The sequence below is a fragment of the Aquimarina sp. 433 genome (assembly GCF_054054605.1).
The window spans coordinates 43,727-57,718 of the sequence record NZ_JBSWZK010000013.1; the positions used below are offsets into that span (position 1 = coordinate 43,727).

The following is a 13,992-nucleotide window of genomic DNA, read 5'->3' on the forward strand; positions in this document are numbered from 1 at the left end:
TTACGCTTTTCGAATACAGTTATTTTATGTCAATGATTATACTACAAACAAAGGTTTGTCTGCCATCATTGCATTTACATCATTTGCAATATTATGCAGCTCTTCTTCATTTTCTACGTTGTTAATGACACGATCTATTAGCTCTACAATTGCCAACATATCATCTTCTTTTAATCCACGTGTTGTTACTGCAGCAACTCCAATACGAATACCAGAGGTTACAAACGGAGATTTATCATCAAACGGTACCATGTTTTTATTTACCGTAATTTCTGCTACTCCTAAAGCCTCTTCTGCCTCTTTACCAGTAACCCCTTTATTTCTAAGGTCGATTAACATCATATGGTTATCTGTACCTTCAGAAATCACTTCGTATCCTTTCTTTACAAATGCATCTGCCATGGTGGCTGCATTTTTCTTTACCTGAATAATGTAATGTAAAAACTCATCTGTTAATGCTTCTCCAAAAGCTATTGCCTTTGCAGCAATAATATGCTCTAACGGTCCTCCTTGATTTCCAGGAAAAACAGCACTATCTAATAAAGAAGACATCATTCTCTTTTTACCACTTTTAAGGGTAATACCGAATGGATTTTCAAAATCTTTACCCATTATGATCAGTCCTCCTCTTGGTCCTCTTAATGTTTTATGAGTTGTTGTTGTTACAACGTGACAATGAGGTACTGGATCTGCGATAACCCCTTTGGCGATTAAACCAGCAGGATGCGCTATATCTGCTAACAAAATTGCTCCTACACTATCAGCAATTTCTCTAAATCTTTTGTAATCGATCTCTCTAGAATAAGCAGATGCTCCTGCAATAATTAATTGAGGCTTTTCTGCTGTAGCAATTTCCTGAATTTTATCATAATTCAATCTACCTGTCTCCTTCTCTACACCATAAAAAACTGGATTGTATAGTTTACCAGAAAAGTTTACCGGAGATCCATGTGTTAAATGTCCTCCATGAGAAAGGTCAAATCCTAAAATTTTATCTCCTGGTTTAAGACAAGCATGGTATACTGCGGTATTTGCTTGTGATCCTGAATGTGGTTGTACGTTAGCATATTCTGCTCCGAACAATTCTTTAGCACGATCGATAGCGATTTGCTCCACCACATCTACCACAGAACATCCTCCGTAATATCTCTTACCAGGATATCCTTCTGCATATTTATTAGTTAAAACTGAACCGGCTGCTTCCATAACCTGTTCACTTACAAAATTTTCTGAAGCGATCAATTCCAATCCGTTGATCTGGCGCTCTTTTTCGTCTTGAATTAAATCAAAAATCTGCTCGTCGCGTTGCATGTTGTATTGTTTATAAAATAGATCTTCAAAAATAGGAACATTCCATAAAATAAATCTATGGAATAACAATAAATTTCAACATTTTCTTCACAATTAAAAATATCACATTTTTTAGTTAACTTTCACAGAAATAAAATATATAAAACGTTCTATTATTATATATTTGATCATAAGAAGTACCAACACTTATTAAAAGAAAAATAATGCCCATAACAGCAAATAACCCAAATAGAAAAACCTGGATCGATACTCCTACAAATACCGATTTTCCGATTCAAAACATTCCTTTTGGCGTATTCCTTACCAGAGATGACGTCATTACTATAGGAACCAGAATTGGAGATACTGCTATAGATCTTGGTGCTTTGCATCAACTAGGTTATTTTGAAGGAATTCCTCTAACCGACGATATTTTTTTACAAGATTCTTTGAATGATTTTATATCCGATGGTAAAAAAACCTGGAGACTAGTACGCAATCGAATTGCTGAAATTTTTGATGCAAAAAATAATGCACTAAAAAAGAATAAAGAACATTGCAAAATTGTGCTCTTTACACTAGATGAAATTGAAATGCAGTTGCCAGTTACCGTTGGTGATTATACAGATTTCTATAGTAGTATTGAGCATGCTACTAACGTAGGAACCATGTTTAGGGATCCAGATAATGCGTTATTACCTAATTGGCTACATATCCCAGTAGGATATCATGGTCGTAGTAGTTCTATCATACCTTCAGGAATTCCTGTGCATAGACCACAAGGGCAAAAACTTATAAATGGGACCGAAAAACCTATTTTTGGACCATCTAGATTGGTGGATTTTGAATTAGAGATGGCGTTTATTACTACAGATGCCAATTTACTAGGAGAACCTATACCTATTGAAGAAGCTGAGGATTATATTTTTGGTTTAGTTTTATTTAATGATTGGAGTGCCAGAGATATTCAGAAATGGGAATATGTTCCGTTAGGACCATTTTTAGCAAAAAACTTTGCTTCCTCTATTTCTCCATGGATTGTAACACTAGATGCACTAGAACCTTATCGTGTTGCAGGGCCAAAACCTATCAAAGAGCAGCTTCCTTATTTACAATATGAAGGCGATAAAAGTTTTGATATTCATCTAGAGGTAGCCATACAACCAGAAAAAGCAAAAGAAACTGTTGTTTGTAGAAGTAATTTCAAACATATGTATTGGAACATGTCTCAACAGCTAGCACATCATACAATTAATGGATGTCCTGTAAATTCTGGAGATATGATGGGTAGTGGAACGATCTCCGGTCCTACTCCGGATTCTTTCGGATCTATGTTAGAACTTAGTTGGCGTGGAGAAAAACCGGTTCAACTGGATGAAGGAGGAAGTCGTAAATTTATTGAAGATAACGATACCGTAATTATGAGAGGGCATTGTGAAAAAGATGGTGTTCGAATAGGATTTGGAGAAGTGTCTACCAAACTGTTACCAATATTTAAAAAATAAAGATCAACAATTCTTAAATAAAAACCTCAAAGAGTGACTTTGAGGTTTTTTTGTTACCTTTTGGCATCAAAATTGAATAAGTGTCCCCCAAACGCATGATATTATGAAAAGAAAACTACTTGTATTTTTAATCACTATTGCTTTATATTCCTGTGGTGGTAAAAAAAAGACGGTTACTGCATTAAATACTGGTAACTACGATCAAGCCATCAATACTTCAGTAAGTAAATTAAGAACTAATAAACACAAAAAAGGGAAGCAAGATTATATTCTTATCCTAGAAGAAGCTTTTGCCAAGGCTGTAGATAGAGATATGAATGCGATCGCTTTTATGGAAAAAGAAGGAAATCCTGCTAATCTAGAACGTATTTACAACTCTTATAACACCCTTAAAACCAGACAAGAAAGAATTAGACCGTTATTACCTCTATTCCACGTAGAACAAGGGCGTAATGCAAATTTTACTTTTGATAATTACGATGATGAAATTCTGAATACAAAAGAACAATTATCAACCTATCTGTATGATAGTGCAAAATCCCTGTTATCCAAAGCAAGAAGAAAAAGCGATTATCGCAAAGTATATGATGATTTGGTGTATCTAAATAAAATTAATCCAAACTATAAAAACACCAATGATTTAATTGAAGAAGCTCATTTTAAAGGAACTGATTTTGTAAAAGTAAGTTTGAAAAACAACACCAATGTGATCATCCCAAGGCGTTTAGAAAATGACTTATTAAATTTCAGTACATATGGATTAAACGATTTATGGACTGTATACCATAATGAACCACAACGTTCTATAAATTATGATTATTTAATGGAAGTGTCCTTTAGGGAAATAAATATCTCTCCAGAACAGATTAGAGAAAGACAACTAGAACGAGAAAAATTAATAAAAGATGGTTGGGAATATCTATTAGATGAAAATGATGATTTCGTTTTGGATGAAGATGGAAAGAAAATTAAGGTCGACAAAATGGTTACTGTAAGATGCGAATATTATGAATTTATGCAGTTTAAAGAGGCTCAAGTGGTCGGAAACGTTCAATATCGTAATCTTAACACCAAACAATTATTAGATGCTTTTCCTTTATCTAGCACCTATGTTTTTGAACATATTTATGCTAATTATAATGGCGATAAACGTGCTTTAGATGATGACTTAATTAGATATTCAGGCTTACAAGCTGTACAATTCCCAACTAACGAACAGATGGTATACGATTCTGGTCAAGACTTAAAGAATAAACTAAAAAGTATTATAACTAGGTATCGATTTAATTAATACTTTATCGTAAGTCCTAACTCAGAAAAAACTTTGTTATTTCCCTGTTTTTGATTATCAAATTCAAGAGTTAGATGAGATCGATTACTCTTTATGAACGATATATTTGAGAGCTCACTAAAATAATTAGTGAACTCTTTATATTTTTCTATAGTATTAACTTCAAATTCAACTTGAGTTAATGATTTGATTCTGTTTAAATGAATTTTAGGTTCATTATTAGCCTTCTTTTCATTTCTGTAAGGAAGCCTAAAAGTCCACGGTAACACTGGATTTTCGTTGTTAGAGATGATGTCTATCGACATCCCTTTCGGGAAATAATCTGGTTGATACACCTCGCTGTTTTCAAAAAGTTGATCTGTAGCTTCCGAATTTACCAAGCATAATCCATATCGTGAGTAACCATTTTTAGTAAATTGAGAACGCTCCCAAAGCGTCGTTGGCGAAGTAATATCATTTTGAATTTCTTTTTCATTGATAACCCATAAAACCTCAAGAAAGAAATTTTCGAAATAAAACTTACGATTTGTAGTGCCTTGCCCTGGATGAACTCGACTACTACCTTCTATGAAACCAAAATTGAGTAAATCGTCTGCTTCTTTTCCATTATTATCAGAAAATATAAATATATGATCAACTTCCATTTTCATTTAATAATAGTGCTAACTTGTAATCGATATACTCTACACAAACTGATGCAATACCTGAGCATCTATAGCGCTATGCGAAGCATGATGCACTGTTTCTCCATTTCTAATTACGATAAACTGTGGAGACTCATGATACACCTGAAATTTAGCCGCAATTTCGGATGAGATATCTCTGTGATTTAATAAATCTAAATAATATAAGTCTACCTGATTTTCAGAAACATCAAAACTACTTTCAAAATTTTTAATCACCATTCTACTAATCCCACAACGGGTAGAATGTTTAAAAATAGCTTGCGTTTTACTCTTTGAAGCTTCTGCAATTGTATCTAATTGCTCCAAAGATTTCAATTCTTGCCAAGGTAAGGCTTGTTTTTCTTCTTTAGGTTCTTTGTCTTCTGACCCAAATATTTTTCCGAATAATCCCATGCAATTTTTATTTATTAAGTCGTGCAAAAATACTAAAAATTACGGCTAGATTTCTATTCCAAAAAAATAGCGAGTTCCTAAGAACTCGCTATACCAATAAAACAAATATACAATCAAGGATTCTATGATTTTATAAATTTTAAAACTGCTTTGGTCTTATTTTCTGTAAGTATATATAAGCCATTGCTAAGCTCGGAAACATCAACCTGTGTAATCTTATTAGAAAGTTTTACTTTCTTCACTACCCTTCCAGTTAGGTCTGTAATTTTAAACTCGTGTTCTTTTCTTAAACCTATTAACGATATTGAAGTTTTTGCTGGGTTAGGGAACACAACCACATCTTTTAAATCAAAATCACCTACAGATAAAGTAGAAGTAGAAAACTCAATACTATTGATGTTAAATAAAAATCCGTTCCCTCCACTATAAGAAAATCGAATATTTTGATTACCCGAGATAAGATTAACAGAAGTACTAATTGTATTCCAGCTTTGCCATCCTCCAGTATTCGAAACATCTACAGAACCTATTACTGTTTGATCATTCAAAATATTAATAGTTCCTCCTTGGGAATTGGATGCTATTCTAAAAGACACTTCGTAAGTTCCATCAGTTTCAACAGAAGATTGATATGTTGTATAATCACCATTTTCTATATAGCCAATATTCATTCCTCCACCAGTATCACTTGTAGTTTCCCTCTGTATACCTTGTGCTGTCGTATATTCTTCAGCTTCAATGATTCCAGGAATAATATGTAAAATGGTACATGTATTAAGTTCATCTACAGGACAATCATCATCAGCGTTAGATACATATCCTGTTGGTTGTGTACATGCAGAAACAACATCAGTATTATCTCCTAAACCATCATTATCTGTATCTGCATACCAATTAGTAGGATTGGTGCAATTTTGAACACAGTTTTCATTTTCTCCTGGCAAGCCATAACATCCTAATCCATTTGGCCCCAGAGTGATATCCCAATCAATTCCTGCAACCCAATTATCACCATCAAATTCATATGCTCCGGCATCTGGATTAGCTCCATTAAATCCATCGGTAATACCATTGATTACTCTTCCTGCATCTATGGCAGCAGATCCCTGACTTAAGTTGAAATTTCCATTGGCAACACTTACATAAGAATCCGAACTAACGACTATATTATTTTGTTTATCTGACTGTGGTTCCCATTCTCCTTTAAAGCCCAAATTATTCCATACCTTCACATTGGTAAATGATGTTCCTTCTTTATGCCAAGCTCCCATCTCATCAGAGTTGTTATAAAAGGTATTATTAAAAACATCTATATCTTTTCCATCCCAATTGATTTGAACACCTGTCCATTCTGTATTCCAAACCACATTATGATGTACAGAAAAAGCTTCTGCATCATTATCTAAATAAATCCCTGCTGCTTTATTTTTGGATCCGCGAGAAGCAGTATCATGAAACCAATTATGGTGTATTTCTGTGTTTTGTGGTCCACCAACGGTATAAAAGGTTGCACAATCATCTGCTATTAAATTACTTCGATATACATCGTTATAGGCAATCTCGCATCGGTTTCCATTAAAATTGATACCATCTCGTCCTCCATTAAAAATAGTATTGTTCAAAATTTTATTATCAGTTCCTCCTCTTGCAACTAAAGGGGCATCATAAGATCCTAAATAATTAAAATCATGAATATAGGAGTTACGGACTTCGTTAAACTGTCCTCCCAAACGTAATCCAGTAGCTGCGCTAAATGCTATCTCGCATTTTTCTATCACATTTCTAGAACCATTTACCTCTACGCTAGGTTTTCCTGCATTAAATCCTCTAAAAATTCCTTGTGTATGATTACCATAAAATGAAGAAACTCCAAATAACACATTATTATTCGAATTGTTCTTTAACTCTATGGCTCCGCCAAAAACAGCCAAATTTCTAACTTCTATATAGTTTCTATTATTAAGATCTATAGTTAATCTTCGTTTTCTCATTCGCACCATACCGTCTTGTGGAGCATTCCCATTCGGTAATTGTACAAATAGTTCTTTGGTATTTTCGTTAAACCACCATTCATTTTGATAATCAAGAGCTGCCTTTACACCTTCTAAATAAAAGTCACCAAAATCACTGGGAGCATGAAAAGTTCTAATCCATGTTGGATTTTTGTCTAGATTAAAATTTACTCTTCCTGCTGAACTTGATGTAATAAAAGATTTCCAGGCAATCCAACCAGATCCTGGTTTATCACCATAAAAAAATACAGAACCTCCAGTCCAATCAATATTTGGGATTTGCGATGAAGTTAAAAAAGCATTATTCACCACATCTGGCCCACTTCCACCGTCATTACGCAAAGAATTTAGTGTAAAAGGTTCTCCGTCTGTATTATTTGGCCATCTAGCAAGATCTAATGCTGTGCTTCCATTCATCACAAAATTTTCTTGTCCCAACGAATCAAAATTTATCGTTGTTTTATAAATAGTTCCAGAATCATTGGACCATCCGCTAAGTGATTGCATTGCAGAAATAATCACTTTTTCACCAGGATATGATGTAAATACAATTGGATTTCCAGCAGTACCTGAATTCGAAGGTTTGAGTATCTCTTCATAAGTACCTTCTCTAATATATACGATATCTCCAGCAACAGCTACAGATGCTGCTTTAGTTATTGTCTTGTAAGGATTGTCTATAGATCCATTATTAGCATCATCCCCATCCATAGCTACATAAATATCTCTTGAATACGCAGTACTATTAGATAAAAATAACATCGCAATACATACTATGAGTGTTTGTTTAAAAGCGTCCATGTGATTAGTTGTTTTTTTAGAGGCTAATGACCTCTTTTTTTCCAATTTTGGTTGAAAATATATCACTTATCATAAGGGCTACTATGTAAAACTAGAATTCGTTCGGAATGATTGAGAATATGTCAACTTATCTATAATATTTAAAAAAAGTATCATCTATCTATGACAAATAAAATACTTAGATACTACGATAGCATTTGTATAAATTAATTATCTTAAGGTTGCTAGTAACAAATCAAATCTACAACACAAAAAAGACAAAACGTCACAAAAAACAAGAGGTTTCACGACATTTTGGCATTTGTATAACAAAGGAATGCTATTTGATTTTAGCTAGTTCAAAACAAAAAGATACACTATGAATTTCAATAATTTCACTATAAAATCACAAGAGGCTATACAGCAAGCCCAACAGCTTGCTCAGAGTTATGGTCATCAACAAATAGAAAACGAACACATCTTTAAAGCTATATTTAATGTAGATGAAAATGTGCTTCCTTTCTTGTTAAAAAAACTAAATGTAAATATTACTATTTTACAACAGGTATTAGATAGTACTTTAGAAAGTTTTCCAAAGGTAAATGGAGGAGATATGCAATTATCTCGAGAAGCGGGAAAATCTCTTAATGAAGCTAGTATTATTGCTAAATCGATGCAAGATGAATTCGTTTCTATTGAACATCTGATCATTGCAATTTTTAAATCTAAAAGTAAGATTGGTCAAATCTTAAAGGATCAAGGAGTTACCGAAAAGCATCTAAAAGAAGCGATTAATGAAATTAGAAAAGGAGAAAGAGTTACTTCACAAAGTGCCGAAGAAACCTATCAATCCTTGAGTAAATATGCTAAAAACTTAAATGAATTAGCTGAAAATGGTAAACTAGATCCTGTTATTGGAAGAGATGAAGAGATTCGTAGAATTCTACAAATCTTATCCAGAAGAACAAAAAATAACCCTATGCTGGTAGGAGAACCTGGAACAGGAAAAACGGCCATTGCAGAAGGATTAGCGCATAGGATTATAGCAGGAGACATTCCAGAAAACTTAAAGGATAAACAAATTTATTCTTTAGATATGGGAGCACTAATTGCTGGTGCAAAGTTCAAAGGAGAGTTTGAAGAGCGATTAAAGGCAGTTGTTAAAGAAGTTACTGCCAGCGATGGTAATATCGTGTTGTTTATTGATGAAATACATACGCTAGTGGGTGCTGGCGGAGGTCAAGGTGCTATGGACGCGGCAAATATTCTAAAACCTGCATTAGCGAGAGGAGAACTAAGAGCTATTGGAGCAACTACATTAGATGAGTATCAAAAATACTTTGAAAAAGACAAAGCATTAGAACGACGTTTCCAAAAGGTTGTAGTTGATGAACCCGACACAGAAAGTGCTATCTCTATTCTTAGAGGAATCAAAGAAAAATACGAAACACATCATAAAGTAAGAATTAAAGATGAAGCAATTATTGCCGCGGTAGAACTTTCTCAACGATATATAACAAATCGTTTTTTACCAGACAAAGCTATTGATCTGATGGATGAAGCTGCTTCTAAACTTAGAATGGAAATCAATTCTAAACCTGAAGAGCTAGACGTATTAGATCGAAAGATTATGCAATTAGAAATTGAAATTGAAGCGATTAAACGTGAAAATGATGCTTCAAAACTAAAATCTTTAAATGCAGATTTAGCAAACTTTAAAGAAGAACGCAATGAGATTTTCTCCAAATGGCAAAGCGAAAAAGAAGTTGTAGACGCTATTCAGAATACTAAAACTGCCATTGAAGAATATAAACTTGAAGCAGAACGGGCAGAACGTAACGGTGATTATGGAAAAGTAGCAGAATTACGCTATGGAAAAATTAAAGATGCTCAGGAAAATTTAGAAGTATTACAAGAACAATTGAGTCAACAACAACATAAATCTTCTTTGATTAAAGAAGAAGTTACTAATGATGATATTGCAGAGGTTGTTGCCAAATGGACCGGAATTCCTGTAACTAAAATGTTACAAAGTGATCGTGAAAAACTTTTAGTTTTAGAAAAAGAGTTACAAAAGCGTGTCGTTGGGCAATCTGAAGCAATTCAGGCAGTAAGTGATGCTGTTAGACGAAGCCGTGCAGGATTACAAGATCAGAAAAAGCCAATTGGTTCTTTCTTATTCTTAGGAACCACAGGAGTTGGTAAAACCGAACTTGCTAAGGCATTGGCAGAATACTTATTTAATGATGAAAGTGCCATGACTCGAATTGATATGAGCGAATATCAGGAGCGACATTCAGTGAGCAGATTAGTTGGTGCACCTCCTGGATATGTAGGATATGATGAAGGAGGACAACTTACAGAAGCAGTAAGAAGAAAACCATACTCTGTTGTACTGTTAGACGAAATTGAAAAAGCACATCCAGATACGTTTAATATCTTATTACAAGTACTAGATGAAGGTCGTTTAACAGATAATAAAGGAAGAACTGCTGATTTTAGAAATACAATTATTATTATGACCAGCAATATGGGAAGCCATATTATTCAGGAAAAGTTTGAAGCTATCAAAGATATAGACACTGCAATGGAAAGTGCTAAAATCGAAGTATTAGGCCTACTGAAACAAGCTGTACGTCCAGAATTTCTTAATAGAATTGACGATATCATTATGTTTACTCCATTAACTAAAGCAAACATCCAAGAAATCGTGAGATTGCAACTAAAAAATGTTTCAGTAATGTTGGCACAACAAAATATTACCTTAGATGCTACTGAAGAAGCGATTAACTTTTTATCTAAAAAAGGGTTCCAACCAGAATTTGGTGCAAGACCTGTAAAAAGAACGATACAAAAAGAAGTGTTGAATGCGCTTTCCAAAGAAATCCTTGCGGGAAAAGTATCTACCGATAGTATTATATTATTGGATGAATTTGATAACAATTTGGTATTTCGAAATCAAACAGATCTTGTGATGTAATAAACTGTAATTGTTTTAAATATATACCTTTATGAAGGGCAAATTTTAGTAAAATTTGCCCTTTTCTCGTTTTATTAAAAAACTTTTGATCATCTCTATCTATATGAAAACACTTGATATTACGGTTTTACCGTAGTTATTAACAAATACATTCTTACATAGTTGATAAAATTTTCTTACGTGAGATGAACTTTTAAGTAACTTGCCATCGATGAAACCAGCTTTAATTGTATATATCTACCTCTGCGCATGCACTTTAACTTTTGCTCAAAGTAAGAAAGAAATTTTTGCTGATATTAAGAACAAGTATTCATTAATTAGAGAATTAGTAGATAATAATACACTTAGACAATTTTATACCGATTATACCTGTGAAGAATCTCTGGAAAAAGGCTCCATTACATTCTATTATAATAGTAGGGAATTAAAACTTATTGTACATCGGTATACCCAAGGGAGAGTTTCTTATGAAGATGAATACTATGTTTGGGATAATGAATTATTTTTCGAATTCTCTAAACACAAGGTCCGATATAAAGACTATAAGCACTCAAAAAAGAAAAAAGTTAAAAAAATAGATGTTGTTCTCAACTTAGAAGAACGATTCTACTTTTATAATTTACTTCCTATTAAATGTCAATTCAAAGATTTCGAAACTAGGAGTAATAGAAGTAAAAACCCTAAGACCAACTATGTAAGAAACAAAAATACTAATTGCGAAGAAGCTGGCAGAATTCTTGAAAAATATAACATCCTATTAGATTTTCAAAATACAGAAATGGTTGATACTTGTGCTCTACCAAGAAGTATTGCAAAAATAATATCAGATGATGTTATTTATGGAAGTCTTGGTAGAAACTAATTTTAATGAATTATAATTCTTTTAGTTTCTGATTGTTGATCATAATACATTTTAGCAAAATAAACGCCTGGAGAAAGATTGAGGTTTACCCTTGTATTCTCTGCAATAGGTTGTGTTATTAATATCTTACCTAGTGTATCAAAAATCTCTAACCTTCCTTCTCTTCCATTTGTTTGGAATGTTATATAATCTCTTGCTGGGTTAGGATATATTAGAAACTGTGATTGTATATTTTCTGAAACTGATAACGTATTCGACCACGGTTGCCCTACATTGTTACCCCAAATATACTCTACCAGATCTGGTTGATCTATGAACGGATTGCGATTAAATTGCCAGGTATAAATAACATTATTTCTATTCATCTCAAAATCGTCTGGTGGATCATTACGATGCCAATCCAATAAGGTTGTTAAATCACCTAATTGACCAACAGTAGAATTATCTGGATTACCACTCACTACATCTAATCCATTATAACGTACGGTAAGAAAAAAGATACTACGTGCTACATCTCCTTGCCAACTTCCTTGATTTCCAGATGGGCCACTATATTCTCCATAATCCTGATTTCCTCTAGAACTATTCTCTGGACCATCTGTAGCTCTCAATCCATGGGCATCTGAATTAGCATGTCTTAATGAATCTGGTCTGGTTACTGTAAAGACATCTATACCATCTGCTATATCATCTTCTTCTATGCTATTAAAACCACCTCTAGATCTTGGATATGTATGTTCTCGATTCCATTTTCCTACATTACTCCCTCCACTAGACTGAAAATCTAATTTAGGGCGTTGTTGTTCTGTATACAACAACCAAACTTGATTACTATTTAACGGACTCTGATCAGCTTCTTTTAAAATATCGATAATGTCCGTGTACGTTTGGGCTCTCACGACTGAAGGATCTGCTATAATATCCTGGATTCCCTGAACCAAAACTCCATCTGATAATCCTTCTATAGCATTATAATAATCTTCTGGCGCTGTAGTAGTAACATTACCATATGTAGGATTCAAAGGAGTTCCCCAAGAAGCAACAGCAAAATCATTATCAACTATCCTGAGTTCTTTATTGTCATTAGTAAGTTTAAAATCATCTGGAATAGTTCCAAATGTAATTTTCATTACCTCATCTCCTTCATCATCCACATCATCTATCAATTGTATAGAGTTGGTTATTGTATTTGTTCCGTTAAGAATCGTTACCGAGGTACTCCCAGAATAATCATCAGTTGTAAAATTTCCTTTGGTAATTGAAACCTCAAAGGTAAGATCGCTAGTAGCATTTGTTTCTGTAGTAAAAACCATATCAATAACGTCTCCTTCATCATAACTCTCCGCATTTGTTGAGATGGATATTCTATTAAACTGAATACCACTCCCATCATTAAGAGCTCCTGGTGTAGGGGTAGTTACTGTATAAGTACCATCTGCATTACGTTGAATCGACTCCGTAGTTTTATTGTTATTTTCGTCTTCATTAATTTGTTCGGTAAGTCCTAATAAGGTCATTAGTCCCATATCATCAGCATCGTCCGTATCATGAATTAAGGCATCAATTAAATTATTGGTAGTTGCCAACGTACCTTCTGGAAAATCAGTACCATTTCCTATATAAACAGCCACAGCATCCGCTCCGTTTTGGATAGTATTTTCGGATAACATCAAATCAGGAACTGGTGAAACTTCTGGTCCACCTACTAAAAAAACACCATTTGCATCTGTAGTAAAACCATCCAAATCTAAACTAAAATAACTAGAATCTCCTCCACTCGTTGAACCATTAAAAAGAACTAAAACGAATCCGTCTAGAGAGAAATTTGGATTATCCGATTTTAGTTCGATAAATTCTTGTGTATCCGTGCTAGGAGTATCCGAATCTAATTCGTTAATTACTAATTGCCCAAACGACAATTCCATTAGTAAACAGACAAAAATTGTAACATAAAGATGTTTCACAAACTTAATTTTTTAATGATAAGTTACTATATTACTGCAGCTTACCATATATTATATTCATAAAATAATAGCAGAACAAGATACGTATAATAAGTAGTTTATTAGATTATCTTATTATTAAAAAATTAGAAAAGAATTCGAGTTCTAAAAAAGCATAATATGTTAAATTAAAAACACAATATACCAATTGGTATATTATTCATTATATTTGATTCTGTAATTAAATATT

At 33.4% G+C, this 13,992-nt stretch carries 9 protein-coding genes; 4 read left to right on the top strand and 5 right to left on the bottom strand.

From position 1 onward, the window contains the following. Positions 1–36: 36 nt before the first annotated feature. Entirely contained in the window at positions 37–1,311 is a 1,275-nt protein-coding gene (glyA, locus tag ACWNT5_RS21585) for a serine hydroxymethyltransferase (RefSeq protein ID WP_299602365.1), read from the bottom strand. 203 nt (positions 1,312–1,514) lie between these two features. Here glyA and fahA point away from each other — a divergent pair, with 203 nt between their 5' ends. Together fahA and ACWNT5_RS21595 are read left to right on the top strand one after the other, a co-directional pair. Continuing rightward, positions 1,515–2,795 (top strand): fumarylacetoacetase, encoded by a 1,281-nt coding sequence (fahA, locus tag ACWNT5_RS21590; protein ID WP_299902149.1) that lies wholly within the window; start codon positions 1,515–1,517, stop codon positions 2,793–2,795. Between the two features lie 103 nt (positions 2,796–2,898). Then, the gene (locus tag ACWNT5_RS21595) at positions 2,899–4,086 is read left to right on the top strand and encodes a hypothetical protein (RefSeq protein WP_456518547.1); all 1,188 of its coding nucleotides are present in this window, start codon (positions 2,899–2,901) and stop codon (positions 4,084–4,086) included. Here the strand turns inward: ACWNT5_RS21595 and ACWNT5_RS21600 are convergent. The 3 genes from ACWNT5_RS21600 to ACWNT5_RS21610 all read right to left on the bottom strand — a co-directional run bounded on the left by ACWNT5_RS21600 (position 4,083) and on the right by ACWNT5_RS21610 (position 7,978). Further along, positions 4,083–4,736 carry a VOC family protein gene (locus ACWNT5_RS21600; RefSeq protein WP_299602373.1) on the bottom strand — a complete coding sequence of 218 codons (654 nt, stop codon included), beginning with the start codon at positions 4,734–4,736 and terminating at the stop codon, positions 4,083–4,085. The genes ACWNT5_RS21595 and ACWNT5_RS21600 overlap by 4 nt on opposite strands. A gap of 33 nt (positions 4,737–4,769) precedes the next feature. Continuing rightward, the gene (ytxJ, locus tag ACWNT5_RS21605; protein ID WP_299602376.1) at positions 4,770–5,165 is read right to left on the bottom strand and encodes a bacillithiol system redox-active protein YtxJ; all 396 of its coding nucleotides are present in this window, start codon (positions 5,163–5,165) and stop codon (positions 4,770–4,772) included. 122 nt (positions 5,166–5,287) lie between these two features. After that, positions 5,288–7,978 carry a carbohydrate-binding protein gene (locus ACWNT5_RS21610; RefSeq protein ID WP_456518548.1) on the bottom strand — a complete coding sequence of 897 codons (2,691 nt, stop codon included), beginning with the start codon at positions 7,976–7,978 and terminating at the stop codon, positions 5,288–5,290. A 358-nt stretch (positions 7,979–8,336) separates the two neighbouring features. On the opposite strand from ACWNT5_RS21610, the gene clpB reads away from it, so the two are divergent. Then, complete coding sequence (clpB, locus tag ACWNT5_RS21615; protein ID WP_299602380.1) at positions 8,337–10,937, top strand: ATP-dependent chaperone ClpB; 2,601 nt, start codon at positions 8,337–8,339, stop codon at positions 10,935–10,937. 211 nt (positions 10,938–11,148) lie between these two features. Beyond that, complete coding sequence (locus ACWNT5_RS21620; protein ID WP_299602382.1) at positions 11,149–11,799, top strand: hypothetical protein; 651 nt, start codon at positions 11,149–11,151, stop codon at positions 11,797–11,799. Positions 11,800–11,801: 2 nt separating this feature from the next. On the opposite strand, the gene ACWNT5_RS21625 is transcribed toward ACWNT5_RS21620, so the two are convergent. Beyond that, positions 11,802–13,763: an endonuclease gene (locus ACWNT5_RS21625; protein ID WP_456518549.1), complete on the bottom strand. Its 1,962-nt coding sequence runs from the start codon at positions 13,761–13,763 to the stop codon at positions 11,802–11,804. Between the last annotated feature and the right edge of the window lie 229 nt (positions 13,764–13,992).

Excerpts from the sequence above, each read along its gene's own strand:
- ACWNT5_RS21600 (WP_299602373.1), bottom strand. The coding sequence starts at position 4,736 with ATGAAAATGGAAGTTGATCATATATTTATATTTTCTGATAATAATGGA.
- ACWNT5_RS21610 (WP_456518548.1), bottom strand. The coding sequence starts at position 7,978 with ATGGACGCTTTTAAACAAACACTCATAGTATGTATTGCGATGTTATTT.
- fahA (WP_299902149.1), top strand. The coding sequence starts at position 1,515 with ATGCCCATAACAGCAAATAACCCAAATAGAAAAACCTGGATCGATACT.
- ACWNT5_RS21620 (WP_299602382.1), top strand. The coding sequence starts at position 11,149 with ATGAAACCAGCTTTAATTGTATATATCTACCTCTGCGCATGCACTTTA.
- ACWNT5_RS21595 (WP_456518547.1), top strand. The coding sequence starts at position 2,899 with ATGAAAAGAAAACTACTTGTATTTTTAATCACTATTGCTTTATATTCC.
- ytxJ (WP_299602376.1), bottom strand. The coding sequence starts at position 5,165 with ATGGGATTATTCGGAAAAATATTTGGGTCAGAAGACAAAGAACCTAAA.
- clpB (WP_299602380.1), top strand. The coding sequence starts at position 8,337 with ATGAATTTCAATAATTTCACTATAAAATCACAAGAGGCTATACAGCAA.
- glyA (WP_299602365.1), bottom strand. The coding sequence starts at position 1,311 with ATGCAACGCGACGAGCAGATTTTTGATTTAATTCAAGACGAAAAAGAG.